Below are 23,866 nucleotides of genomic sequence, written 5' to 3'. Positions count from 1 at the left end.
CATGGGGACGTCGGTACAGCCCATGCGCCGGCTGGCGTATCTGGGACCGGAGGGCACCTTCACGGAACAGGCCCTTCGCTCGCTCCCGGAGTCCGCGGGTGCCCGGCTGACGCCGGCCGCAACGGCCGGGGAGGCACTACGGCTGGTGTGCCGGGGAGCGGTGGACGCCGCCATGCTCCCCGTGCACAACACGGTGGCCGGGCCGGTCGCGGACACCGTGCGCGCGCTGGCCGGGTCGCCGGTGCAGGTGCTCGTGGACGTCGTGCTCCGCGTCGAGTTCGCCCTGCTGGTACGCCCCGGTACGCGGCTCGCCCGGATCCGCACGGTGAGCGGCCACCCGCATGCCCGGGCCCAGGTCGGCGGCTGGCTCGACAGCCGCCTGCCGTGGGCCCGCTGGACCGCGGCCCCGTCCAACGCCGAGGCGGCACGCCGGGTGCGGGACGGCGTGTGCGACGCCGCCGTGGCCGGCGAATTCACCGCCGCGCCCTACGGACTGCGGGCCCTGGCCACAGGACTGCAGGACACCGCCGGTGCGACCACCACCTTCCTGCTGTGTGCGCTCCCCGGCGCACCCGCCGCGGTGCGGCGCCGGCAGGCCGACCGCACCTGCCTGGTCGGAGGACACAGGGGCGGACCCGAGGACCTGCGAGGGCTGCTGGGTCCCCTGTACCGCCACCCTCTGCTGCGCGGTGCGTCCCTGCACGTGCTGCCCGACGGACGGGACCGCTGCTGTCTCTTCGTCGACCTCCCGGGCAGCGTCCGGACGGCGGCCACGGCACGCGCGGCCGGCTTGCTGCAATCGCGAGTCCCCGGTCTTCGGCCCCTCGGGTCGTACCCCTCGACGACCGCCGCCCTTCCCTGCGCGTCGGGCGCCGCACGAGACCCGGCGCCGCCCGGCATCCCCTCGTACGAGTACGAACGGAGCATCACGGTCATGGACCTCGGAGCCACCGTCACAGGCGGCCACGACAGCGAGCCCACCGCACGGGACATCGCGCGGCTGCGGCAACAGATCGACGCCTTGGACCGCAGTCTCATCGGCACGCTGAAGCAACGGCTGGCGGCCTCCCGCGAGATCCAGCGGATCCGCACCGAGCGAGGCGGCTCACCGCTCGACACGGGCCGGGAGCTGGCCGTGCGAGACCGGTACGCCCAGGAGCTGGGCGAGAGCGGTACGTCTCTCGCCGAGGCGCTGCTGGAGTTGTGCCGGGGGCGGTCCGGGACATGACGCCGCGGCCGGTGGCGGCCGTGCGGCCGCCGTCCCCGCGCCGCGGGCGCGGGGACGTCCTCGCAGCCGCGGCCGCGCTCTTCCACGAGCGGGGGGCCGACGCGACGAGCATGCACGACGTCGCCGCCCGACTCGGCGTCACCAAGGCGGCGCTGTACCGGCATGTGCGCGACAGGGCCGAGCTGCTCCGTGCGGTCACGGCTCCGGTGCGTGCCGAGGTGCGGGACGCGCTGGCCGCGAGCGCCGCCGCGGACGACTGCCCCGCGGCGGACCGGATCACCTCGCTGCTCGACGCGCTGGCTCGCGCGGGCGTGGCCGATCCGGTCCGGCATGCCCTGTTCTGGGGATCCGACGGCGCGCCGAGCCGGGACCCGGCGGACGCCGCGTGCCGTGAGGCGGTGGTGCAGCGCCTGGCACAGCTGCTGGAGCAGGCGGCCACCCGTGGCGAGGTACGTGACGACATGGCGCCCCGGATCGCCGCGCGGCTGCTCCTGGGCGCGGTCACCGGCGCCGTGGCCGGCCGGGACACGGCTCGCTCCGGCGTCCCGGACCCGGCCTCCTCAACGCCGGTCGTCACCGCCTTGCTCGAAGGGCCGGTCCGGTCGCTCGCCGGCGGCCGGCGGACCCGATGAGAGCAGCCCGCCGGGCGGAGCCGGGGCCTGCGGGCGGGTGAGCGCGGACCGTACGGCATCGCGAAGCCACACATGGACGGGTTCGGTCTCGTGCCGGGGGTGCCACGCCTGGCATATGTTGATGGGCTCCGTGCTCACCGGCAGCTCGAACAGCTCGATCGGGACGGACCGCCTTGCGCTGGCGGCGAGCGAGCGGGGCATCGCGGTGACCAGATCGGTGGAGGGGATCATCAGCAGCGCCGCGCCGTAGTCCGGCACGGAGGCGATCACCTCCCGGCGCAGGCCGATGGCGCGCAGCGCGGTGTCGATCGGTCCCGTCATCCGGCCCTTGCGGGAGACGCTGACATGGCGTGCCGACGCGAACGACTGCGCGGTCACCTCCGCGTCCAGCAGCGGATGCCCGGCCCGGACCACGCCCATGAAGCGGTCCTCGAAGAGTGGCTCGATACGCAGTTCCGGGCTGGGTTCGTCGATGATGCCGACTTCGATGTCCACGGCGCCCTCCCGCAGGGGAGAGCTGCCGTGCGTGCTCTCCACGGTGAACGCGAACCGGGCGAGCGGCACCTGCACGCTCGCCCGGTTCAGCAGCACCGGTGCCAGCACCGCCGCGTAGGCCTCGTCCGCCACTATGGTGAGCGTCCTGGAGACCTGCGTGAGATCCTCCTGCCGGCTGGGGGACAGCAGGGACTCGGCTTCTCCCAGCAGGGCGCGCACCTTCGGCCGCAGTTCCAGTGCCCTGGGCGTCGGCACCAGACCACGTCCGGCGCGGACCAGGACGGGGTCGCCGAGGGCACGGCGGATCTTGGCCAGCGCACGGCTCATGGCGGGAGGGGACAGCGCCAGCCGTTCTGCCGCGCCGGTGACGCTGCCCTCCTGCAACAGGGCGTCGAGCGCCGGGAGCAGACGCAGGTCCACGGTGCACGCATGATGGCCGGAGAGGTCGTCGGCCCAGTCGCCCTGGTCGCCGACACCGGTCTTGCTCACTGCTTCTCCCCAGGGATGCGCTGCTGCTGTCGCCTTGGCCTCAGCCACGTTACGACCAGGAAAGCAGCGATGAGCAGTACGAGCCCGATCACCCGCAACGACTCGGCCATCCCCGTGGCGAACGCCTCGCGCACCTGCGCCGACAGCGGTTCCGCCCCGGCTCCGGACCGCTCGACGCCGTGCAGAACCGAGCCCAGGGCCTGCCCCCCGGCGGAGCCGCCGGGCAGCCGCAGCCCGTCCGGGAGGGCCGCGGCGAACCGGGTGTTGAGCAGGGTGCCGAACACGGCGAAACCCAGCGCCCCGCCGATCTCGCGGCTGAAGCTGTTGACTCCGGAACCGACACCCGCCTGGTGGGCGGGCACGGAGGTGACGACGGCGTTCGACAGCGGCGGATTGGACAGCCCCGAACCCGCACCGACCACGGCGATGCACCCGGCGTACAGCAGGTACGGGGTGGCGGGGCCGCACAGGGAGAACAGCCCCAGGCCGGCCACCACGACGAGCAGCCCGCAGGCGACGACGGGACGGGCGCCGAACCGGTCGGCCAGCCGTGCGGCCCGGGGGGAGACCAGGAAGATCACCACGGCGAGCGGAGCTGTTCCGAGCCCGGCCAGGACGGCCGGGTAGTCCTTGACGTCCATCAGGTACTGGCCGTTGAGGCAGAAGACCGAGTACATCGCGACGAAGGACACGGTGATGCCGAGAGTCCCGGCCCGCATGCCCGGGCGGCGGAACACCCGGGGGTCCAGCAGCGGGTGCCTCCGGCGGAGCTCATAGCGGCAGAACACGAGGAGGAATCCGGCGGCTGAACCGAACGCCAGCAGCACCCCGGGAGAAGTCCAGCCGAGTTCCGGTCCTTCGATGATGCCGAACAGCACGCCGCAGACGGTCACGACCAGCAGCAGCACTCCGCCCGTGTCGATCACATGGTCGTGACGCGGAACGCGTGGCACGCTCGCGGCCGTCGCGGCGAGCCCGCAGACAGCGAGGGGAGCCGCCACCGCGAACAGCGCCTGCCAGTCGAAGTACTCCAGTACGGCGCCGCCCACGACATTGCCCGCGACGCCGCCCCCACCGCTCAGCGCGGTCCACAGCGCGACAGCGTGCCCGCGCTTCTCCGGGGGGTAACAACTGATCAGCAGCGGCAGGCTGTTGGGCAGGATGAGAGCCGCTCCGGCCCCGGTGACCGCGCGAGCCGCGAGCAGCAGGGGGACGGTCGGTGCGACCGCGGAGGCCAGGGATCCCGTCACCGTCAGGGCGAGGCCGGTGAGCAGCGCGCCTTTGCGGCCGTAGCGGTCACCCACCGCCCCGGCGGGGATGAGCAGACAGCCGAAGACGATCAAATAGCTGTCGATGATCCACAGCACTTCCGTGGGCGAGGGGTGCAGGGCACTGGTGGCCAGCCGGCCGACGGCGAGGTTCACACCGGCGCCGAGACCGAACACCAGCATCACGCACAGGCCGAGGGCCGCGGCGGCCGTGCCCGCACCGGGGCGGCGCCCGCCCGGTGCCGTTGCGGATCCCGGCGCGGCACCGGTGGGCGACACCGTGCTCATGCGGCGGTCCGTTCCGGGCGTCCGGTGCGGGCGGGACCGGTGTACGTGGAGAGTTCGAGCCCCTGGCCGTCGGTGATCCCGACGGACACGTAGTCGCCCTGCGGATCACGGACGTACTCGAGGTAGGGGCGGGCGCCCGCCGCGAACTTCTCCGTGTCGTCCGCGTGCACCAGTGCGCCGGTGCGCAGCCAGGGCTCGGCGGCCCGGACGACGTCGAGGTAGAAGTCCGCCCAGCCGTCCAGATAGAGCAGGTCGACCGGTTCCGTCGACTTAGCGACGAGCGGGAAGGAAGACAGGACGTCCGCAGCCTCTCCCGTGATCACCTCGGCGTACTCGTCCACTTCGGCCGATTTCAGGTGCTCCCGGGCCGCCGCGCACTTCCCTTCGTGGAGATCCACCGTGTACAGCTTTCCGGCTCCGTTGTCCCGGAGCGCGGCGGCGATATGGATGGCGGTGAACCCGTAGGAGGTGCCGAATTCGAAAACCACCCGCGGGCGCATCGCGCGGACACATGTGTAGAGCATTCGGCCGATGGCCGCCGGTGCCGCGTAGTAGCCGGACGCACAGGCGTCCACGAGTTCCCGCGGAGTCCAGGGAGTTGTACGCCGCCGGACGATGTCGAGAAATTCCGGCTGTTCGACCGCGTCCACGCGCTGCTGCTCGGCGGCGATGGCGTCCAGCACCGTGCGGACCCGGGGAGAGGACAGGGAGGACGGCATGGGTGTGCTCCTCTTGAGATCGAACGAGAGAATTCAGCGAGGGGCTCGAAGGGGGCGTTCGAGCAATTCGGGATTCGGGATGCGTAGCATTCTCGAATGGGCGAACACCAGCGGCTGGATCAATAGGTCGACGCCCAGCAGGAAACATGCGGTCCCGATTCCCAGTGGGCCGCCCATGAGCCATCCCGAGAGCATCAGGGCTGTTTCGATGAGGCCTTTTGTCACCCAGAAAGGCCAGCGCCACCTGCTGGTCATGGTGAGAGCGAGCAGGTCGATCGCCCGAATTCCGAATCCGCTCATGATGATGAGCGCGGATCCGTAGGCACAGAGCAGCACGGCAAGCGCGAGAATGCCCACGGAAGAGAGTGGAAGCGCCCGGGCGGGATCGGACCAACGCAGCAGGTCGATCATGCCGCCGCAGAAGAAGAATGTGAACAACGGGCCCGGCAGCGGCCGTCGCCGAGTCCACAGCGCCACGCTGACCAGGCGCATCACGGCGACCAGGGTCTGCGAGAGGCCGACCGTCACGGGCAGGTGCTCCATCAGGCCGAGGCAGAAGACGTCGAGAGGGTCGGTGCCGAGTTCCGAGTGCATGAAGAGATAGGCGCCACCGGAGAATACGAGGCAGCCGGCGAGATAGAGGAAGTAATTGTTTCGCCTTGTGCGGGCAATGAGCATCGGCTCACCTCCGAGGCTCACTCTATGCTGGGGTGCCTATGTGATCCAGTGCAATGTATGCAACGTACATTTTCTGCAAGCGGAAGCTTCACGCCGACTCCTTGCCGGATCGGAGATGGTTTAGTGTGCGACCATCTCCTGTGAAGAAGCACACGTTTGATCCAGGGCTTTCGATCCGGACCATATACTCATTTCGCGATGTGCAATCATCGTGGAGTAGTGACCATGCATGACAGGGGGAAACACATGTCTGGCGTATCCCGTCCCGTGGCCGAAGGATTACATTCCCCTTTGCCGGCAGGGCAGTCGCAACCGGCTCCCGCGGTGCCGAGGCCGGCTTCTCCGCTCACGCCGCGGGAGCGTCAGGTTCTGGACGGGATCAAGGACGGTCGCTCCAACCGTATGGTGGCCCGACTGCTCGGGATTTCCGAGCGCACCGTCAAAGTCCATCTGCATTCGATTTTCATCAAACTGGGCGCAGCGTCGCGCACCGAAGCCGTCATCGAGGCGATAAGGAGCGGCTGGATCAGCCTGCACTGATCGCAGCACGAGGGCCCCGGCGATCCGTGCCGGGGCCCTCGTGCTGCGGTTGTGACCCGTTGCGCGACCGGTTCAGGACCGAGCGGCGGACAGCTCGCGTGCCAGGGCGAGTGTGACCCGGGCCGTGGTGTCCACCAGGCCCTTGTCGATGGGGGAGCCGAAGACCAGCGCGCGGTAGTGGAGCGGACCGAGCATCATGTCGACGAGGAGGTCGAGGCCGGAGTCGTCGACGGTGACGTCCTCACGGGCCAGGACCTCGCGCAGCCCTGCCGTGTCCAGCGCCCGCTGATCTTTGAGGAAGCCGGCCCGCAGGGACTTGGCCGTGTCCTCGTCCAGCTGGGCGTGGCCGAGGAGAGCCTGCAGCACCCGGCCGGCCGGTTCCTCGAAGAAGTCGGACACGCGTCGGAGGTGGGCGGAGAGGGCTTCCTCGGCGCTGTCGCCCTCGGCCGGATGCCACTGCAGGGCGTCGCGGGCGTCGTCGGTGAGCGTGTCGAGGAGGATGTCGACCTTCGACTTCCACCAGCGGTAGATCGTCTGCTTCGCCACGCCCGCGCGCTGGGCGATGCCCTCGATGGTCAGGGCGGCGAACCCCCGCTCGACGAGGAGATCGTCGGCGGCGTTCAGGACGGCCAGCCGGACGCTCTCGCTGCGGTGCGGCCCGGTACGGCTGACGACCTTGGTCCGCTCGCCGGCCGGTCGTGATTCCCGCGTGGCGCTGATGGCTCCGTAACCCTTCGATCGTGTCCGTCGGTGAGATTCTGGCACAGTGCCGCGGCCCGGGGACGGGCTCAGGTGCCTCCCCTCGTCAGGCAGCACCGGGCGGCGTCACGCGGGCGTTCCGGCCGGTGCGTACCAGGCTGAGCAGGACGCCCAGGCACAGCGCGGCCACCACCGCGCTGAACGTCTCCCCGGCCGGACGCAGGCTGGTCTCGCGGATCAGGACGCCCACCCCGATCGCGGGCAGGGCGAGCATCGTGTAGAGGATGGCGAAGAAGGTGGAGACGGAGGCTCCGCGGTGCTGCGGAGCGCTGCGGGTGGTGATGCCGCCGATGCCGTGACCCACGGCGATGCCCGTCGCCAGTCCGTTGAGCGTGGCTCCGGCGAGCAGCGGGGTGAGGGTGCCCGTGGCCATGGCGGTGGCGATCAGACCGGCCGCGGCGATCAGGCCGAGACAGGCCAGGGGCAAGGCGACACCCGGCCTGATGGTGCGGACGAAGAGCTGACCGAGAGCGGTGCAGGCGAAGGCGACGAAGACCACGAAGCCGGTCAGCGTGTGGCTGTCCTCGTGCAGCACGGTGCCGAGGAACAGGCCGGTCACCGCGGTCAGGACGCCGAGGACCGCGAAGCCCGCACCCGCCGCCATCGCCGAGCGCAGGAAGTCCGGGCGGATCTCGCCGGGGATGTGCAGCGGCTGGAACTGGAGGGAGAGGCCGGACCGGTGGGCGGAGCTCTCGCCGTTGAGCAGGACGCCGAGCGCGGCGAAGGCGGCGAGGACCAGCATGAACACCCAGGGGGTGCGCAGTGGTGACGGGGCGATGTCGGCCAGGATGCCGGCCAGCAGGGTGCCGCAGGCGAGGCCGCCCATGTTGGCGAACAGGGCGAGGGTGGCGGGTTTGATCCGGCTGTCCTGTCCGAGCCGCTCGGTGAGCGAGGCGGTGGCGGCGCCGGTCACCAGGGCTGCGGAGAATCCGGAGATCACCCGGGCGACGAGCATGACGGTGACGTTCTGGGCCAGCAGGAAGACCAGCGCGGCACAGGCCGAGAGCAGGGTGGCGGTCAGCAGAACTGGGCGGCGTCCCACCTGGTCCGACAGCCGGCCGAACGCCAGAAGACCGAGGACCACGCCCAGTGCGTAGACGGCGAAGACCACGGTCACGGTGAACGGCGTGAAGCCGAACTCCGCGCCGTACAGCGGGTAGAGCGGTGTGGGAGCGGTGGTGCCGGCCATGGTGATCCAGAAGGCGAAAGCCACGCTGGACACCGCGAGGCCGGTGCCGCGTGCCGGTGTTCGGGCGCCGGTCCGGTCGACGGCGCGGACGGTCGGGTTCCCCACTGCTGTGGCCTCTCGTGAGCGGATGGACGGAGCAGCGACGCGACGAGGCGTGCGCGTGGTACGTCTGCGCATGAAAAGACGCGACGTTGTGTCTACTCAGACTAGTGTGGACGCCGCGTCCATTCAAGCGTCTCGGGTGCGTCCCTCGCCCCGTTCCGCCGGCGGAGTGCGCGAGGATGGAGGTATGCCGAACCGACTCGCGCAGGCCACGTCCCCCTATCTCCTGCAGCACGCGGACAACCCGGTCGACTGGTGGCCGTGGAGTCCCGAGGCGTTCGAGGAGGCCCGGCGGCGCGACGTGCCGGTCTTCCTGAGCGTCGGGTACAGCGCCTGCCACTGGTGCCACGTGATGGCCCACGAGTCCTTCGAGGACCAGGCCGCCGCCGACTACTTGAACGAGCACTTCGTCAGCGTCAAGGTCGACCGCGAGGAGCGCCCCGACGTCGACGCCGTCTACATGGAGGCCGTGCAGGCGGCGACCGGGCAGGGCGGCTGGCCGATGACGGTGTTCCTCACCCCGGACGCCGAACCGTTCTACTTCGGCACCTACTTCCCGCCCGCCCCCCGGCACGGCATGCCCTCGTTCCGGCAGGTCCTGGAGGGCGTCCGGCAGGCCTGGGAGGAGCGGCGGGACGAGGTCGGCGAGGTCGCCGGCAAGATCACGCGGGACCTGGCGGGCCGGGAGCTGTCCGTGGGCGGCGACGAGGCGCCGGGCGAGCAGGAGCTGGCGCAGGCGCTGCTCGGGCTGACCCGGGAGTACGACCCGCAGCGCGGCGGGTTCGGCGGGGCGCCGAAGTTCCCGCCGTCCATGGTGATCGAGTTCCTGCTGCGCCACCACGCCCGCACCGGCGCGGAGGGCGCGCTGCAGATGGCGGCGGACACCTGCGAGCGGATGGCGCGCGGCGGCATCTACGACCAGCTCGGCGGCGGCTTCGCCCGCTACTCCGTGGACCGCGACTGGGTGGTCCCGCACTTCGAGAAGATGCTCTACGACAACGCCCTGCTGTGCCGCGTCTACGCCCACCTGTGGCGGACCACCGGCTCGGAGCTCGCGCGGCGGGTGGCGCTGGAGACGGCCGACTTCATGGTCCGCGAACTGCGCACACCGGAGGGCGGCTTCGCCTCCGCGCTGGACGCCGACAGCGACGACGGCACCGGGCGGCATGTGGAGGGCGCCTACTACGTGTGGACGCCTGAGCAGCTGCGCGAGGTGCTCGGCGACGCGGACGCGGACCTGGCCGCCCGCTTTTTCGGGGTGACCGAGGAGGGCACCTTCGAGGAGGGCGCGTCGGTGCTGCGGCTGCCGCAGCGCGACGAGGTGGTCGACGCGGCCCGGATCGACGGCGTCCGGGAACGGCTGCTCGAGGCGCGTTCCCGGCGGCCCGCGCCCGGCCGGGACGACAAGGTGGTCGCCGCCTGGAACGGCCTGGCGATCGCCGCGCTCGCCGAGACCGGCGCCTACTTCGACCGCCCGGACCTGGTGGAGGCCGCGGTGGCCGCCGGCGACCTGCTGGTGCGGGTGCACCTGGACGAGCAGGCCCGTATCGCCCGGACCAGCAAGGACGGGCAGGCGGGCGCCAACGCGGGCGTGCTGGAGGACTACGCCGACGTCGCCGAGGGCTTCCTGGCGCTGGCGTCGGTGACCGGCGAGGGCGTGTGGCTGGACTTCGCGGGCCTGCTCGTCGACCACGTGCTGTCCCGCTTCCTGGACGCGGAGTCGGGCGCGCTGTTCGACACGGCGTCGGACGCGGAGCGGCTGATCCGGCGCCCGCAGGACCCCACGGACAACGCCACCCCGTCCGGCTGGACCGCCGCCGCGGGCGCGCTGCTGGGCTATGCGGCGCACACCGGCTCCGAGCCGCACCGAGCGGCCGCCGAGCGGGCCCTGGGCGTGGTGAAGACGCTCGGCCCGCGGGTGCCGCGGTTCATCGGCTGGGGGCTGGCCGTCGCCGAGGCCGTGCTGGACGGGCCGCGCGAGGTCGCGGTGGTCGGGCGGGGCACGGACGATCCGGCGACCGCGGAGCTGCACCGCACCGCCCTGCTGGGCACGGCGCCCGGCGCGGTGGTCGCGGTGGGCACGGAGGGCGGCGACGAGTTCCCGCTGCTCGCCGACCGTCCCCTCGTCGGCGGCGCCCCGGCCGCCTACGTCTGCCGCAACTTCACCTGCGACGCCCCGACGACCGACCCCGGCCGCCTGCGCACGGCGCTCGGCGGACGCGCGTCGTCGGGGGCCCGGTAGGCGGGAGGTCTCAGAGGCCCCGGTCCGCCCGCGACGCCACCGCGCGCTCCACGATCGCCTCCAGCTGCTCGTGGTGCGCGCCCTTCCAGTAGGCGCGCCCGCAGTCGGCGCACTGGGCGAACACGTCGTACGTGCGGTGCGTGCCCTCCTTGAGCTGGTCGGCGACGTCCTCCTTGCCGGCCGCGCGCAGCAGCCCGTTGCAGGCGGTGCAGCGGGTCCAGGGCCGCAGCTCGGGCTCGAAGCGGTCCAGGACGTACGCCAGCTGCTCCTCGGGGCGGGTGCTGTAGACGAAGGCGCCCGCCCACAGCTCGCGGCGGCGCAGCAGGCCCCGGTCGCGGCTGAGCATGACCCGCTTCTCGGCGGCGGAGCGGGCGGCCAGCGCCGGGTCGCCGATGTCGGTCGACTCGTACGCCGTGTCCACGCCCAGCAGCCGCAGCCGTCGGGCGAGGGTGCCGAGGTGGACGTCGAGCAGGAAGCGCAGGGGAGCGCCGGGCACCCGCTGCGGGTGCGCGTGGGGGCGGACGGTCACCGACTCGCCGGCGGCGGGGACGTGCCCGGTGGGCGCCTCGCGGCCGTCCACCAGCAGGGTGCCGACCTCGGTCAGCGGGACGCCGAGGGACTCGACGACGTGACCGAGGGCGGAGAAGCCGTCGGTGACCGTCCTGAGGCTGCCCGTGGCGCGCGCCTGGGGGACGAAGACAAGCAGCTCGGGGGCGAACTCGACATGGATCTCGGGACCGTTCACCCGGTCAGGATGGCATGTCCGGTGCGCGCCGCCTCAGGATTTCGCGGCGGGCAGGCCGTGCTCGATCACGTGGATCGCCCGGTCGGCGAGGTCGGCGTAGTCGTCGCGGTGGCCGTGCTCGGCCCAGTACACGGTGGCCTCCAGCAGGCCGCCGACCAGGGACATCGCGTGCACCCGCGCCTCCAGTCCGTCCGGGTCGAGCCCGGTGCGGCCGACGACGGCCTCGGCGAGCGTCCGCCCGATGCCCGTGAGGGCCTCCCGCATCCGCGCGCGGACCGCGGGGACCTCCAGGACCAGCCGGGCGCGGAGCTCCGTGATCTCCGGCTGCTCGGTCATGGCGAGGCGGACGGCCTTGCGGATCACGTACCGGACGGAGTCGGTCCAGGGTTCGTCGGCGGGCCGTGCGGCGAGTTCGGCGAGCAGCGGCTCGTCGTACTCGTCGGTGATGACGATGTCCTCCTTGGTGGGGAAGTAGCGGAAGACGGTCGACGGTGACACCTCGGCGCGCTCGGCGATCTGCTCGATCGTCGTCGCGTCGTACCCCTGCTCCTCCACCAGCGCGTAGGCGGCGCCGCGGATGGCCTCCCGCGTCTTGATCTTCTTGCGTTCGCGCAGTCCGGGGCGCGGCGGGGCGTCGGGGGCGCGGGGGGATCGTGCGGCCGTCATGACGTTCATTGTCGGGCACGGGCCCCTCCCCCTGCAGGGATCGGGTGCGGGCACGGAAAGGCCGCGGCGTCGATGCCGCGGCCTTGTGGCGGGGCGGGGAGCCGTCCCCCCGGGGGGGCTTCCTACGCGTGCTGGTAGGCCACCAGCGAGATGCCCACGTAGTGGGCGATGAAGGCGGCCAGGGTGAAGGAGTGGAACACCTCGTGGAAGCCGAACCAGCGGGGTGACGGGTTGGGCTTCTTGATGCCGTAGACGATGCCGCCGGCGCTGTAGAGCAGGCCGCCGACCACGACCAGGACGACGACGGCGATGCCGCCGGTGCGCATGAAGTCCGGCAGGTAGAACACCGCGGCCCAGCCCATCGCGATGTAGCACGGCGTGTAGAGCCAGCGCGGGGCGCCGACCCAGAAGACGCGGAAGATGATTCCGGCGGCCGCGGCGGCCCATATGCCCCACAGCAGCAAGCGGCCCTTGGAGTCGGGCAGCAGCATGATCGTCAATGGGGTGTAGGTGCCCGCGATGATCAGGAAGATGTTGGCGTGGTCGAGGCGGCGCAGCACCCCGTCCATGCGGGGGCTCCAGTTGCCCCGGTGGTACAGCGCGCTCACGCCGAAGAGCAGGCAGGCGGTGAGGGCGTACACGCCACAGGCGAGGCGGCCCCGGGGGGAGTCGGCGAACGCGGTGAGGGCCAGACCGGCGACCAGCGCTGCCGGGAACATGCCGAGGTGGAGCCAGCCGCGGAGCTTCGGTTTCACGGGGTGCGGCAGAGAGGTCGCCACCGGGCCCCGGCCTTGGGCCTGAGGGTCCTTGGGCGTATCGGGGGCGAACGCAGTCATGCTCGCATGGTACCTACGGGACCGTAAGTTACACCTCCGAGCGACCTGTTGGGCTCGTGAAGTGGCCATCCTCTCATGCGGGCCGGTGCGCCGCGTCACGCAAAGAATCGGTTTCGTTCGCCCAACGTTCGCGTAAAGCCGCACGCCAGCCGTGGTCAGCGTCACGTTGCTCACTTGTGCGGCCCTCTGGACAGATGGGCGCGCGCATCGGATGATCAAATGAGTGCGGTCGACACCGGATGAGCGCCAGAGTCACCACTTTCACGCATCCGGGTCGCAGCCCCCACGGGGCCTCCAACCAAAAAACCCTCACTTAGGAGCAAACGTGGCGCGCGACATCGCGGAACCCGGCGTCCCCACCACCCACCAGGGACTGATCTCCTGGGTCGACGAGATCGCAGAGCTGACGCAGCCGGACAACGTGGTCTGGTGCGACGGCTCGGAAGCCGAGTACGAGCGCCTGTGCGAGGAGCTCGTCGCCAAGGGCACGTTCACCAGGCTCGACCCGGTCAAGCGTCCCAACTCCTACTACGCCGCCTCCGACCCGACCGACGTCGCCCGGGTCGAGGACCGGACCTTCATCTGCTCCGAGAAGGAGGAGGACGCCGGCCCGACCAACCACTGGAAGGCCCCCGCGGAGATGCGGGAGATCTTCCAGGGCGAGAAGGGCGTCTTCCGCGGCTCCATGCGCGGCCGCACCATGTACGTCGTCCCCTTCTGCATGGGCCCGCTCGGCTCGCCGCTGTCCGCCCTCGGCGTGGAGATCACCGACTCCGCGTACGTCGCCGTCTCCATGCGCACCATGACCCGCATGGGGCAGCCCGTCCTCGACGAGCTCGGCGACGACGGCTTCTTCGTGAAGGCCGTGCACTCGGTCGGCGCCCCGCTGGAGCCCGGCCAGGAGGACGTCCCCTGGCCCTGCAACCAGACCAAGTACATCTCGCACTTCCCCGAGGACCGCGAGATCTGGTCCTACGGCTCCGGCTACGGCGGCAACGCCCTGCTCGGCAAGAAGTGCTACGCCCTGCGCATCGCGTCCGTCATGGCCCGCGACGAGGGCTGGCTCGCCGAGCACATGCTGATCCTGAAGCTCACGCCGCCGCAGGGCGAGTCCAAGTACGTGGCCGCGGCCTTCCCGTCCGCGTGCGGCAAGACCAACCTCGCCATGCTGGAGCCGACGATCTCCGGCTGGACGGTCGAGACCATCGGCGACGACATCGCCTGGATGCGCTTCGGCGAGGACGGCCGCCTCTACGCGATCAACCCCGAGGCCGGCTTCTTCGGCGTCGCGCCCGGCACCGGCGAGCACACCAACGCCAACGCGATGAAGACCCTGTGGGGCAACGCGGTCTTCACCAACGTCGCCCTCACCGACGACAACGACGTGTGGTGGGAGGGCATGACGGAGGAGACCCCGGCCCACCTCACCGACTGGAAGGGCAACGACTGGACCCCGGAGTCGGGGACCCCGGCCGCCCACCCCAACGCCCGCTTCACGGTGCCCGCGTCGCAGTGCCCGATCATCGCGCCCGAGTGGGAGGACCCCAAGGGTGTGCCGATCTCCGCGATCCTCTTCGGCGGGCGCCGCGCCACGGCCGTGCCGCTGGTGACGGAGTCCTTCGACTGGAACCACGGCGTCTTCCTCGGCGCCAACGTGGCCTCCGAGAAGACCGCCGCCGCCGAGGGCAAGGTCGGCGAGCTGCGCCGTGACCCGTTCGCCATGCTGCCGTTCTGCGGCTACAACATGGGCGACTACATGGCCCACTGGATCGACGTGGCGAAGGACAAGGACCAGTCCAAGCTGCCGAAGATCTACTACGTCAACTGGTTCCGCAAGAACGACGAGGGCAAGTTCGTCTGGCCCGGCTTCGGCGAGAACTCCCGTGTCCTGAAGTGGATCGTGGAGCGCCTGGAGGGCAAGGCGGAGGGCGTCGAGACCCCGATCGGCGTGCTGCCGACGAAGGCCGCCCTCGACACGGACGGCCTCGGCCTCTCCGACAGCGACCTGGACTTCCTGCTCACCGTGGACAAGGAGGTGTGGCGCGAGGAGGCCGCCCTGGTCCCCGAGCACCTCAACACCTTCGGCGACCACACCCCGAAGGAGCTGTGGGACCAGCACCGCGCGCTCGTGGAGCGCCTGGGCTGACCACGCCCGCACAGACCCCGCGGCCGGCCGGCACGAGGATGCCCTGACCAGCGATCGTCACGCCACGGCCGGCCGCGGAACACACCGGCGGGGCCCCGCACAACGGCGTGCGGGGTACCGGTCCCGGCGCCGCCCCTCCCGTCCGCCCCGACGGGAACCCGCGGCTCAGGGCCCGCCCTCGCCCCCTTCGGCACGGCCCTGCCCAGGGGCTCACGAACGTGCCGAGACCCGACGGACGCCCCGGTTCTTCCTGGACCGGGGCGTCCGGCTGTCGGTCCCGGGCGCGGCCGGATCACGTCCTGCGCGCGGCCGGATCACGTCCTGCGCGCGGTCAGATCACGCGGAACAGGTCCGCCGCCCTGTGGACGTCCGTCAGGTCGTCGACCGTGCGGAGGTTGTCGCAGAGGGACTCCAGGATTGAGCCCGAGGCGGTGGCCGTGCCGGGGGTGGCGATGGCGATGCCGAACAGGCGGAAGTCCAGGCGGCGTTTGATCTCGTTCCACAGGCGGGTCCATGTCTCCGAGACCTCGCAGGCGTCGTCGGTGATCAGGACGATGTCGCCGCGGGCGCGGGACGCGTCGTCGAACTCCTCCTCCAGGATCTTCGCCGCCGTGCCCAGCGGGCGCTGGAAGTCGGTGCCGCCGCCGAGGAACGTCTCCGCGAAGTCCAGGACGTCGGTGACGCGGGCGGGCCGGTCGCCCGGGAAGCGGAAGACCTGGAGCTTGTCGGCGGCCGAGAACAGGATGCCCACGAAGTCCCGGCCGGCGTGGCGCGCCTGGTCCAGGAGCGCCAGCGCGCACGCCTTCGACCACGCCTCCCGGGTGACCCCGCCGGGCCCTTCCGCGTACATGGAGTGCGACGTGTCCACGCACGCGATCACCGCGCCCCTGCCGGTGCCCTGCTCGCCCCGGCTGTCGTACAGCATCAGCTCCCCGGCGGCGTACCGCGCGGCGAACACCGCGCGCAGTTCCGGCACGCCGAGGACGGCCAGCTCGGAGGGGATGACGCGGGAGAGGTCGTCGCCGAGGGTGACGCCGACCAGCTCGCCGGTGGCGTGCTCCACCTTGCGGGCGCGTTCGCCGGCCGCCATCTGCCGGAAGCGGCCGATCAGTTCGGCCCACCGCGCGAGACGCCCGGAACGCAGCCGTTCGGCGAGGCGGGCGCGCTCCTCGAACGGCATTCGTTCCGTCTCGCCCGCGTCCACGCCCCACGCCCGCATCAGCGCCGCCTCCTGCCGGACGGCCTCGGCCGCCGCCGACGCGGCGTTCCGGGCGGCGGACCGGATGCCGGGGACCGCCGCCGCCATCGCCTGCGCGGCGGCGCCGTCCTCCCGCCGGGCCTCGTCCTCGGCGGCCTCGGCCGCCCCGACCGCCCGGCGCACGGCGGCGGCGACCGGCGCGGGCACCTGCCCCTGCCCGTCGGCCTTCTCCGCGGCCTGCCGCAGCGCCTCGCCCACGGCGGCCGCCGCGGCCTCGGCCTCCTGCCGGGCCCGGTCCGCCCGCCCGGTCCGCTCCCGCACCTCCCGTGACCGCTCCAGCAGCCCCCGCAGCGCGGAGGCCTGGGCGAGCACGGCCATGGCGGCGGCGTAGGCGTCGCCCGCCGTGTCCCGGCGCAGGGCGGCGAAGCCGGGGGACTGCGTGAGCGCCGTGACCACCTGGTGGTGGAGCAGACGGGACGGCGCCATGACCGTGCTGTCCCGCAGGCGCGGGGCTGCCTGGTACGCGCACAGGAAGACGTCCGCCAGCAGGTCGGGGGCGTGCGCGTGGCGGGTGAGGAGCTGCGCCGCCAGCTCACGCAGTGCCGCCGACCGCGCGTACACGTCGCGCCACGCGACCCGGTCGTATGGCCCCGCGACCACGGCCGTGGTGTGCCGTTCGGCGGGGGAGGCGGACAGGGCCAGCCACCGGCCGGCCTGCTGGGTGAGCGCGTCGAGCCGCTCGGTCTCCTCGTCCATACGCGTCTCAGAGCCGGGTCGGCACCATGGACGCGTCCACGCCCAGCGCCTCGGTGAGCACCCGGGCGCGGACCGCGCGCTGGCGGCCGGTCACCCGGTCGACGGTCGCCGTGGACCGGCCGGCCGCCGCGGCCTCCTCCCGCAGCCGCTCCAGCCGCTTGCCCGCCATGGCCAGCTTGTGGTGGGCGTTCTTGATGACCCACTCGCTCAGTGCCTCCCGCGACTGTCCGGCCATCGCGTCGAGCTGCGCCTCCAGCTCCTCGATGACGTCGGCCAGATCGAGCGCCTCCCGGGCGTCCGGGTTCACCAGGTTCAGCACTTCCCGCTCCACGACCGGGCGCTGGGCGGGAGAGTCCCACAGCACATGGGCCAGGACCGACAGGTCGGTCCCGGCGACCTCCGTCCGCCCGTCCAGGTACGCGGACGCCTGGAGCAGACCGACCGCCTGCCGCCACCGCCGGTCGGAGGCGACGAGCTCCTTGCGGCGCAGGGCCGCCCGCAGCGTCACCACCGCGTCCACGATCGCGTCGGGCACCCCCACCGCCGGGACGCCCTCGGTGACCGCCCGCTGGAGCGCGCCCAGTCCGAGGGTGGTGCGCGACGGGGGTCCGGCGGGCCGGCCGACGGCGGACCGCACCAGCGCGGCGAAGTTCGACGGGTCCTCCAGATAGCCGACCTCGATCCGCACCAGCAGCCGGTCGTAGATCGCGGCGGAGTCCTCCCCGTCGGGGAGTTCGTTGCTCGCGGTGATCGCGCCGATCAGCGGGCAGCGGATCGGGGCGCCGCCGTTCTCGGGGTGGTAGATCCGTTCGTTGAGATAGCCGAGCGTCTCGTTCAGCGCGGCCGTCGAGCACTTGAAGATCTCGTCGATGAAGGCGACGTGCGCGGTCGTCGCCCGCCCGTCGTACACCTGCCGGTACTCGCCCCGCGCCAGCGCGGCCACGTCGATCGGCCCGAACATCCGCGTCGGCGCGGTGAACTTCGACAGCAGGATCTCCCAGTACGCGGCCCCGTCGATCCGGCCCGTCAGCTCCCGCGCCAGCTCCGACTTGGCCGTGCCGGGCGGGCCCAGCACCAGCGAGTGCTGCCCGGCCAGCAGCGTCACCACCAGCGTCCGTACGACGTCGTCCCGCTCGAAGAACCGCTCCGACAGTTCCTCGCAGACCGCCCGCAGCCGCAGCGCCGTGTCCTGCGCGTCCCCCGCCATGCCGTGTACCTCCCCGTCCCCGCCCAGGGGCGTCCTCGGTCACCCGTGCGGCCAACGCTACCCACGCCCGGGCCGGTCCGGGCGCGGGAAGCGGGCTCGCACCGCGTCGACGCAGGTGTCGCGGGACGTGGGGCCGCCGAAGCGGAGCCGGTCGTAGGCCGTGAACGCCGGTTCCAGGGCGTCGAGCTCGTCGACCAGGGCGTGCAGCCGCACCGCATCGGCGTCGGGATCGTCGACGGCGGCGCCGATCGCGGCCGTCAGCTGGTCCTTCCGCCGGATGGTGGCCGGGGTCACCGAGTGCAGGCACACGTACTGCCCGCTGAGATACGCGTCCCACTCCGCCTTCCCGGCGGCCGGGTCGGCCCAGTGGGCGGTGAACCAGGCTTCGAGCAGCTCCACGCCGCCGGCCTCGTCGGCGAGCGCGAACAGGTCGGCCGGCACCATCTCGGCACCGTCGGACCGCAGATAGCCCGGGAGCGGGAGACGCCCGTCCAGCATCAGCCGGCGCACATCTTCGGGATCGCGGCTCTGTACCGCGCACAGCTCCTCCAGGACGACGAACTGCGCGCTGACGTACGCGTCGTCCGCGGCGGTCATCGGATGGTCCCCGTTGACCTTCCGGAACCGCTCGGCGAGCCGCTGCTTCAGATCCGTCTCCGGCACGGGTGAACCTCCAGGTCACCGGCGCGGGCCCCTCCCGCGCGGGACTCGGCACGCTACGGGCCGGACGGTTCGGCGCACACCGAACTGTGGACGGAGTCCGTTACGTTCCGACGGCGGTGCTGCCGCCGACCTGCCACCGACCCTAAGGAGGAGCGGGGCAGCCGCCGTAGGGTGCTCCGATCGTCCGGCGGGTGAGCGATGAGTTCGGGCGGCGGACGGAGTCTGCTCCGTCATGACTGGTCACACCACCACCGTCAAAGCCAACGGGGTCACCCTGGGCGTCGAGTCGTTCGGTGACGACGACGCGCCGCTCGTCCTGCTCGCGGGCGGGACGACGATGCTCTCCTGGCCCGACGCGCTGTGCGAGCGCCTCGCCGTCGGCGGGCGCCGCGTCGTGCGCTACGACCTGCGGGACAGCGGCGCGTCGACGACGCTCGACCCGGAGGCCCCCGCCTACACCCTGCGCGACCTGGCGGCCGACGCGGCGGCCCTCACCGACGCGCTCGGCGGCCGCCCCGCGCACCTCGCCGGGATCGGCGTCGGCGGGATGGTCGCCCAGGTCGCCGCGCTCGACCACCCGGACGCGTTCTCGGCGCTCACGCTGGTCGGCACCCGCGCGGTCGCGCCCGGCCCGTCCGACGACGACCTCCCCGACCACGACCAGGGCACGATGGGCCGGCTGTTCGGGCACCCGATGCCCGACTGGAGCGACAGGGAGGCGGTCGCGGACTTCGCCGCCGCCGGGGCGGAGATCCTCGGCGACGACCCCGTCGCCGCACGCGCGGTCGCCGCGCGCATCTGGGACCGCACGCCGGGCACCGCGCCGGCGGTCCAGATGGCCAACCAGCTGGGCATGGTGTTCTCCAGGCTCGACTGCGCACCCCGCTGGCGCGAGCGCCTGCCGGAGATCAAGCTCCCCACACTCGTCGTCCACGGACGCCGTGACCCGTTCTTCCCCGTCGGCAACGCCGAGGCGATCGCACGCGAGATCCCCGGAGCACGGCTGCTCGTCCTCGAGGAGGCCGCCACGACGATCCCCGACACGGCGGCCGGCGCGGTCACCGAGGCGATGCTCACGCTCGGACAGGTGACGGCGGGTGACGGGCGGGCCCGGCCCCCACGTCGGTGAGAGGCCGGTGCACACCGATGGTCAGCGGTGGCCGTCCTCTTCCCTCAGCCGCCCCGGCATGTTCGCACGGTCCGGCTGGAGCACCAGGTCGCACTGGTACCAGGTGCCTGGCTCACCACTGAGGTGGGCCGGGTCGGCCGGACCGGCGGGGACGAATCCGGCCTTGGCCAGCACCTTCTGCGAGGCGGCATTGCGGAGGGTGGTGGCCGCCCGCAGGGTGCGCAGCCCGTACTGGGCCGCCGCCAGCCGGCACAGCTCCCGGACGGTCGCGGTCGCCACGCCACGACCGGCGACACGCTGGGCGACCCGGTAGCCGAGTTCCGCGGTGCGGTCCTCGATGTCCATCAGGTTGAACCGGCCGAGAACCGAGCCGTCCTCGGCGACGAGCACGTGGAAGGCGCAGACACCCGCTTCCTGCTCGGCCAGCAAGGCGTTGAACCGGGCCGTGAACCGGTCGAAGAACTCGTCGCCGCGGTCGGGGACGGAGGCGGCGAAGTAGGCGCGGTTCGCCCGCTCGAAGGCCAGGACCGCCGCGGCGTGACCGGCGTGCAGCCGTTTCAGCTCGGACATTCGCCCGACCTTACCCAGGTCGCCCGCCGTGGCCACCTGGGTTTCTGCCGGCGGCGCACAGCCCCGGCCTGCACGGCGTCGGCCCGGAGGCGAGGGTGACGCGTACTCGGCGCTCCCGGAGATCCGCGGCGCGGCGGGCGCGTCGGCGTACGCGGGCCGGCCGGCGAAGTGAGAGGGCACCCGGTCCGCGCGTCGCTGCGGGTGCGCGCGGACCGGGGCCGTGGAGGGGAGCCCGGTGAGGGGCTCAGTGCGCGGAGGACGCGAGCGGGCGCGGCTTCAGAGCCGCGGTGTGCGCGTCCATCCGCTCGGCGGCCAGGATCGCCGCCGCCGTGTCCGCGCGGGACGCGGCGACGACCAGGGCGCGCCCGGCGAGCGCGTGCGCCTTCCGGTGCAGGGCCGTCGCGTCCGGCTCGCGGCCGCGCGTGGACGTGGTCGCACGGGCCGGCGTACGTCCTCCCCGCAGGCGGATGATCTCCTGGGTGAGCCGCTCGGCCGCGGTGTCCAGATCGGCCGAGGGCGCCGCCATGCGCAGCTCGTCGGTGACGGCGAGCAGCGCGGCGAGATGGCCCGCGAGCTGGATGTCCAGCTCCTCCTCGCGGGACCTGTGGGGGAAGTCGTCAGGGCCGGCCATCGTGCTGTGGACCGACTTGGAGCGGATCGGTTCGTACATGGATGGCCTCCTGGGTGCTGACAGGAAGCCATCCTAGCTTAGATTCTGTCTAAAGTTGAGTCGCGGTCGAAAGTGATCGGCACTCAGTGCGTCGATGCGCGGGTGCGCGGCTGTCAGTGCTGGCTGTAGCCGTCCAGGAAGCGTGCGATGCGGCCGACCGCGTCCCGCAGGTCCGTGGCCGAGGGCAGCGTGACCACGCGGAAGTGGTCCGGCTCCGGCCAGTTGAAGCCGGTGCCCTGCACGACCATGATCTTCTCGCGGCGCAGCAGGTCCAGCACCATCCGCCGGTCGTCCTTGATCTTGAAGACCTCGGGGTCCAGGCGCGGGAACAGGTACAGCGCGCCCTTCGGTTTCACGCAGCTCACGCCCGGGATCTGGGTGAGCAGCTCGTACGCCACGTCCCGCTGCTCGCGCAGCCGTCCGCCCGGCAGGACCAGGTCGTTGATCGTCTGGCGTCCGCTGAGCGCGGCGACCACGCCGTGCTGGCCGGGCATGTTGGCGCACAGGCGCATGTTCGCCAGGACCGTCAGGCCCTCGATGTAGGAGTCGGCGTGGGCGCGCGGGCCGGAGATCGACATCCAGCCCACCCGGTAGCCGGCCACCCGGTACGCCTTCGACATGCCGTTGAAGGTGAGGGTGAGCAGGTCGGGGGCGACCTTCGCGGTCGGCACGTGCCGCGCGTCGTCGTAGAGGATCTTGTCGTAGATCTCGTCCGAGCAGACCAGCAGGTTGTGGCGGCGGGCGATGTCGGTGAGTCCCTTGACGACCGCCTCGTCGTAGACCGCGCCGGTCGGGTTGTTCGGGTTGATGACGACGAGGGCCTTGGTGCGGTCGGTGACCTTGCGCTCCACGTCGGCCAGGTCGGGCATCCAGTCGGACTGCTCGTCGCAGCGGTAGTGCACCGCCGTGCCGCCGGAGAGGGAGACGGCCGCCGTCCACAGCGGGTAGTCCGGCGCGGGGACCAGCACCTCGTCGCCGTCGTCCAGCAGGCCCTGCATCGCCATCACGATCAGCTCGGACACGCCGTTGCCGATGAAGACGTGCTCGACGTCGGTCTCGATGCCGAGCGTCTGGTTGTGCATGACGACGGCCCGGCGCGCGGCCAGCAGGCCTTTCGCGTCTCCGTAGCCGTGCGCCGACGACACGTTGCGGAGGATGTCCTCGAGGATCTCGGGCGGGCACTCGAAGCCGAACGCCGCCGGGTTGCCCGTGTTCAGCTTGAGGATGCGGTGACCGGCAGCTTCCAGCCGCATCGCCTCCTCGAGCACCGGGCCCCGGATCTCGTAACAGACGTTGGCGAGCTTGGTCGACTGGATCACCTGCATGCTGGGAGCTTACGGCCCGGTATGGCCCTTCGGGCCGTGTTTTCCGCCACGTGAGACGCGTCGGTTCGGGTGGTTTTGTCCTCGGCGTGGCGATCGCGGGCGGACGCCTCCATCACCTCCACACCGGGCCTCCCCACGCCCGGCCCCTCTTTCCCCAGGTCCAGGGGTGACCCTGGAGGCCGTCCCGCGCCCGGCCGCCGGGAGGGTGCGTCGTGCCCGGGGCGGGGGGTGCGTCGTGCCCGGCGGCCGGGGGTGTGTGCCGCCGGACCGTCACCGGGGAAAACGCGTCCTTGCCCGTCCGGCGTCCCCGTGCTGACAATGCGCATGACAACTTTGTGGGCGGCCGGAGCGATCCGGCCGCCCGACGCCGCATTGAGGGGACCCCCATGAGAAAACCTCTCGTCGTCGCGCTCTGCGCCCTGGCACTCGCCGGCGCGGGCGCGACCCCCGCGGTCGCCGCCGCGCCATCCCCCACGGGCGCGGACACGACCACGGGCACGGCCCCGGCCACGTCGCTGACGGACGTCGTCGGCGACACGGTCGGGGCCGTCGCGGACACCCTGTCGGGGCTCACCGCGCCGAAGTCGGCCGCGGTGAACTTCGCGGGCACCGTCTCGCTGAGCAACTGCTCCGGCTCCGTCGTCCGCATGCCGAACTCGGCCGCCTCCGACCCGGCGCTGGTCCTCACCAACGGCCACTGCCTGGAGAGCGGCTTCCCCGCGCCCGGCCAGGTCCTCACCGACCGGGCGTCCAGCCGCACCTTCGGCCTGCTGAACGCCTCCGGCGCCAAGGTCGCCACCCTGCGCGCCGACCGGCTGGTCTACGCGACCATGACCGACACGGACGCGGCGATCTACCGCCTGACCACCACGTACGCGCAGATCAAGAGCGCGTACGGGATCGACCCGCTCACCCTCAGCAGCTCCCGCCCTGCCGCCGGCACCGCCATCAGCGTGGTCTCCGGCTACTGGAAGCGGATCTACAGCTGCTCCGTCGACGGCTTCGCCTACCGGCTGAAGGAGGGCGACTGGACCTGGAAGGACTCGGTCCGCTACACCTCTGCCTGCAACACCATCGGCGGCACCTCCGGCTCCCCGGTGGTCGACGACGCCACCGGCAAGGTGGTCGCCGTCAACAACACCGGCAATGAGGACGGCGCCCGCTGCACGGTCAACAATCCGTGCGAGGTCGACCAGAACGGCGGTGTCACGGTCCGTCAGGGCATCAACTACGCCCAGCAGACCTACCCGTTCACCGCCTGCTTCACCACCGGCAACCGCCTCGACCTGAGCGCGAGCGGCTGCACTGTGCCCAAGCCCTGACGGG

General features: G+C 72.1%; 22 protein-coding genes. 7 read left to right on the top strand and 15 right to left on the bottom strand.

Features of this window, described 5'->3' with window-relative positions:
* The first annotated feature begins 1 nt into the window (after window position 1).
* A complete protein-coding gene (locus tag ELQ39_RS11085; protein ID WP_242591792.1) occupies window positions 2-1,228 on the top strand; it encodes a chorismate mutase in 1,227 nt (408 codons plus the stop codon).
* Window positions 1,225-1,860 (top strand): TetR/AcrR family transcriptional regulator, encoded by a 636-nt coding sequence (locus ELQ39_RS11080; RefSeq protein ID WP_242591791.1) that lies wholly within the window; start codon window positions 1,225-1,227, stop codon window positions 1,858-1,860. Before ELQ39_RS11085 ends, ELQ39_RS11080 begins: the two co-directional genes overlap by 4 nt.
* Here the strand turns inward: ELQ39_RS11080 and ELQ39_RS11075 are convergent.
* Genes ELQ39_RS11075 through ELQ39_RS11060 form a run of 4 tightly spaced genes read right to left on the bottom strand, consistent with a single transcriptional unit; the run spans window position 1,789 to window position 5,797 of the window.
* Window positions 1,789-2,844, bottom strand: a complete 1,056-nt coding sequence (locus ELQ39_RS11075; RefSeq protein ID WP_242591790.1) for a LysR family transcriptional regulator — start codon at window positions 2,842-2,844, stop codon at window positions 1,789-1,791. The genes ELQ39_RS11080 and ELQ39_RS11075 overlap by 72 nt on opposite strands.
* Entirely contained in the window at window positions 2,841-4,400 is a 1,560-nt protein-coding gene (locus tag ELQ39_RS11070; protein WP_242591789.1) for an MFS transporter, read from the bottom strand. The genes ELQ39_RS11075 and ELQ39_RS11070 overlap by 4 nt, the downstream gene beginning before the upstream one ends.
* Window positions 4,397-5,119: an O-methyltransferase gene (locus ELQ39_RS11065; protein WP_242591788.1), complete on the bottom strand. Its 723-nt coding sequence runs from the start codon at window positions 5,117-5,119 to the stop codon at window positions 4,397-4,399. The genes ELQ39_RS11070 and ELQ39_RS11065 overlap by 4 nt, the downstream gene beginning before the upstream one ends.
* Before the next feature lie 33 nt (window positions 5,120-5,152).
* Window positions 5,153-5,797: a YczE/YyaS/YitT family protein gene (locus ELQ39_RS11060; RefSeq protein WP_242591787.1), complete on the bottom strand. Its 645-nt coding sequence runs from the start codon at window positions 5,795-5,797 to the stop codon at window positions 5,153-5,155.
* Window positions 5,798-6,022: 225 nt separating this feature from the next.
* Here ELQ39_RS11060 and ELQ39_RS11055 point away from each other — a divergent pair, with 225 nt between their 5' ends.
* Window positions 6,023-6,337: a response regulator transcription factor gene (locus tag ELQ39_RS11055; protein ID WP_242595583.1), complete on the top strand. Its 315-nt coding sequence runs from the start codon at window positions 6,023-6,025 to the stop codon at window positions 6,335-6,337.
* A gap of 72 nt (window positions 6,338-6,409) precedes the next feature.
* On the opposite strand, the gene ELQ39_RS11050 is transcribed toward ELQ39_RS11055, so the two are convergent.
* Window positions 6,410-7,102 (bottom strand): TetR/AcrR family transcriptional regulator, encoded by a 693-nt coding sequence (locus tag ELQ39_RS11050; protein WP_242591786.1) that lies wholly within the window; start codon window positions 7,100-7,102, stop codon window positions 6,410-6,412.
* Between the two features lie 40 nt (window positions 7,103-7,142).
* Window positions 7,143-8,390: an MFS transporter gene (locus ELQ39_RS11045; protein WP_242591785.1), complete on the bottom strand. Its 1,248-nt coding sequence runs from the start codon at window positions 8,388-8,390 to the stop codon at window positions 7,143-7,145.
* A 184-nt stretch (window positions 8,391-8,574) separates the two neighbouring features.
* Here ELQ39_RS11045 and ELQ39_RS11040 point away from each other — a divergent pair, with 184 nt between their 5' ends.
* A complete protein-coding gene (locus tag ELQ39_RS11040; RefSeq protein WP_242591784.1) occupies window positions 8,575-10,629 on the top strand; it encodes a thioredoxin domain-containing protein in 2,055 nt (684 codons plus the stop codon).
* A gap of 10 nt (window positions 10,630-10,639) precedes the next feature.
* Here the strand turns inward: ELQ39_RS11040 and ELQ39_RS11035 are convergent, their stop codons facing one another.
* The 3 genes from ELQ39_RS11035 to trhA all read right to left on the bottom strand — a co-directional run bounded on the left by ELQ39_RS11035 (window position 10,640) and on the right by trhA (window position 12,876).
* Window positions 10,640-11,374: a Mut7-C RNAse domain-containing protein gene (locus ELQ39_RS11035; protein WP_190002365.1), complete on the bottom strand. Its 735-nt coding sequence runs from the start codon at window positions 11,372-11,374 to the stop codon at window positions 10,640-10,642.
* 33 nt (window positions 11,375-11,407) lie between these two features.
* Window positions 11,408-12,040: a TetR/AcrR family transcriptional regulator gene (locus ELQ39_RS11030; RefSeq protein WP_443334335.1), complete on the bottom strand. Its 633-nt coding sequence runs from the start codon at window positions 12,038-12,040 to the stop codon at window positions 11,408-11,410.
* 122 nt (window positions 12,041-12,162) lie between these two features.
* On the bottom strand, window positions 12,163-12,876 hold the full coding sequence (gene trhA, locus ELQ39_RS11025; RefSeq protein WP_190002367.1) for a PAQR family membrane homeostasis protein TrhA: 714 nt from the start codon (window positions 12,874-12,876) through the stop codon (window positions 12,163-12,165).
* Between the two features lie 325 nt (window positions 12,877-13,201).
* On the opposite strand from trhA, the gene ELQ39_RS11020 reads away from it, so the two are divergent.
* Window positions 13,202-15,022 carry a phosphoenolpyruvate carboxykinase (GTP) gene (locus tag ELQ39_RS11020; protein ID WP_242591782.1) on the top strand — a complete coding sequence of 607 codons (1,821 nt, stop codon included), beginning with the start codon at window positions 13,202-13,204 and terminating at the stop codon, window positions 15,020-15,022.
* Window positions 15,023-15,353: 331 nt separating this feature from the next.
* Here ELQ39_RS11020 and ELQ39_RS11015 read toward each other — a convergent pair whose 3' ends face one another.
* From ELQ39_RS11015 to ELQ39_RS11005, 3 genes are read right to left on the bottom strand one after another with little or no spacing between them, the layout of a single operon-like run.
* Complete coding sequence (locus tag ELQ39_RS11015) at window positions 15,354-16,976, bottom strand: VWA domain-containing protein (protein WP_242591781.1); 1,623 nt, start codon at window positions 16,974-16,976, stop codon at window positions 15,354-15,356.
* A 7-nt stretch (window positions 16,977-16,983) separates the two neighbouring features.
* Window positions 16,984-18,183: an AAA family ATPase gene (locus tag ELQ39_RS11010; RefSeq protein ID WP_242591780.1), complete on the bottom strand. Its 1,200-nt coding sequence runs from the start codon at window positions 18,181-18,183 to the stop codon at window positions 16,984-16,986.
* 57 nt (window positions 18,184-18,240) lie between these two features.
* On the bottom strand, window positions 18,241-18,846 hold the full coding sequence (locus ELQ39_RS11005; protein ID WP_242591779.1) for a DUF6058 family natural product biosynthesis protein: 606 nt from the start codon (window positions 18,844-18,846) through the stop codon (window positions 18,241-18,243).
* Between the two features lie 232 nt (window positions 18,847-19,078).
* On the opposite strand from ELQ39_RS11005, the gene ELQ39_RS11000 reads away from it, so the two are divergent.
* Window positions 19,079-19,975 (top strand): alpha/beta fold hydrolase, encoded by an 897-nt coding sequence (locus ELQ39_RS11000; RefSeq protein ID WP_242591778.1) that lies wholly within the window; start codon window positions 19,079-19,081, stop codon window positions 19,973-19,975.
* A 21-nt stretch (window positions 19,976-19,996) separates the two neighbouring features.
* On the opposite strand, the gene ELQ39_RS10995 is transcribed toward ELQ39_RS11000, so the two are convergent.
* The 3 genes from ELQ39_RS10995 to ELQ39_RS10985 form a co-directional block, all read right to left on the bottom strand.
* Window positions 19,997-20,545, bottom strand: a complete 549-nt coding sequence (locus tag ELQ39_RS10995; protein ID WP_242591777.1) for a GNAT family N-acetyltransferase — start codon at window positions 20,543-20,545, stop codon at window positions 19,997-19,999.
* Between the two features lie 244 nt (window positions 20,546-20,789).
* Window positions 20,790-21,215, bottom strand: a complete 426-nt coding sequence (locus ELQ39_RS10990) for an SCO4983 family protein (protein WP_190002374.1) — start codon at window positions 21,213-21,215, stop codon at window positions 20,790-20,792.
* A 113-nt stretch (window positions 21,216-21,328) separates the two neighbouring features.
* The gene (locus ELQ39_RS10985) at window positions 21,329-22,540 is read right to left on the bottom strand and encodes a pyridoxal phosphate-dependent aminotransferase (protein ID WP_242591776.1); all 1,212 of its coding nucleotides are present in this window, start codon (window positions 22,538-22,540) and stop codon (window positions 21,329-21,331) included.
* A 386-nt stretch (window positions 22,541-22,926) separates the two neighbouring features.
* Here ELQ39_RS10985 and ELQ39_RS10980 point away from each other — a divergent pair, with 386 nt between their 5' ends.
* Window positions 22,927-23,862, top strand: a complete 936-nt coding sequence (locus ELQ39_RS10980) for a S1 family peptidase (protein WP_242591775.1) — start codon at window positions 22,927-22,929, stop codon at window positions 23,860-23,862.
* Window positions 23,863-23,866: the final 4 nt, after the last annotated feature.

Source organism: Streptomyces sp. GB4-14, from assembly GCF_022696125.1.
GTDB lineage: Bacteria > Actinomycetota > Actinomycetes > Streptomycetales > Streptomycetaceae > Streptomyces > Streptomyces werraensis.
This window is presented reverse-complemented; position numbering and strand designations above follow the sequence as displayed.

What these genes read in the sequence shown, in the direction of transcription:
- ELQ39_RS11085 (WP_242591792.1), top strand. Translation starts at nt 2, where the DNA reads ATGGGGACGTCGGTACAGCCCATGCGCCGGCTGGCGTATCTGGGACCG.
- ELQ39_RS11080 (WP_242591791.1), top strand. Translation starts at nt 1,225, where the DNA reads ATGACGCCGCGGCCGGTGGCGGCCGTGCGGCCGCCGTCCCCGCGCCGC.
- ELQ39_RS11070 (WP_242591789.1), bottom strand. Translation starts at nt 4,400, where the DNA reads ATGAGCACGGTGTCGCCCACCGGTGCCGCGCCGGGATCCGCAACGGCA.
- ELQ39_RS11065 (WP_242591788.1), bottom strand. Translation starts at nt 5,119, where the DNA reads ATGCCGTCCTCCCTGTCCTCTCCCCGGGTCCGCACGGTGCTGGACGCC.
- ELQ39_RS11060 (WP_242591787.1), bottom strand. Translation starts at nt 5,797, where the DNA reads ATGCTCATTGCCCGCACAAGGCGAAACAATTACTTCCTCTATCTCGCC.
- ELQ39_RS11055 (WP_242595583.1), top strand. Translation starts at nt 6,023, where the DNA reads ATGCATGACAGGGGGAAACACATGTCTGGCGTATCCCGTCCCGTGGCC.
- ELQ39_RS11040 (WP_242591784.1), top strand. Translation starts at nt 8,575, where the DNA reads ATGCCGAACCGACTCGCGCAGGCCACGTCCCCCTATCTCCTGCAGCAC.
- ELQ39_RS11030 (WP_443334335.1), bottom strand. Translation starts at nt 12,040, where the DNA reads ATGACGGCCGCACGATCCCCCCGCGCCCCCGACGCCCCGCCGCGCCCC.
- trhA (WP_190002367.1), bottom strand. Translation starts at nt 12,876, where the DNA reads ATGACTGCGTTCGCCCCCGATACGCCCAAGGACCCTCAGGCCCAAGGC.
- ELQ39_RS11015 (WP_242591781.1), bottom strand. Translation starts at nt 16,976, where the DNA reads ATGGACGAGGAGACCGAGCGGCTCGACGCGCTCACCCAGCAGGCCGGC.
- ELQ39_RS11010 (WP_242591780.1), bottom strand. Translation starts at nt 18,183, where the DNA reads ATGGCGGGGGACGCGCAGGACACGGCGCTGCGGCTGCGGGCGGTCTGC.
- ELQ39_RS11000 (WP_242591778.1), top strand. Translation starts at nt 19,079, where the DNA reads ATGACTGGTCACACCACCACCGTCAAAGCCAACGGGGTCACCCTGGGC.
- ELQ39_RS10995 (WP_242591777.1), bottom strand. Translation starts at nt 20,545, where the DNA reads ATGTCCGAGCTGAAACGGCTGCACGCCGGTCACGCCGCGGCGGTCCTG.
- ELQ39_RS10990 (WP_190002374.1), bottom strand. Translation starts at nt 21,215, where the DNA reads ATGTACGAACCGATCCGCTCCAAGTCGGTCCACAGCACGATGGCCGGC.
- ELQ39_RS10985 (WP_242591776.1), bottom strand. Translation starts at nt 22,540, where the DNA reads ATGCAGGTGATCCAGTCGACCAAGCTCGCCAACGTCTGTTACGAGATC.
- ELQ39_RS10980 (WP_242591775.1), top strand. Translation starts at nt 22,927, where the DNA reads ATGAGAAAACCTCTCGTCGTCGCGCTCTGCGCCCTGGCACTCGCCGGC.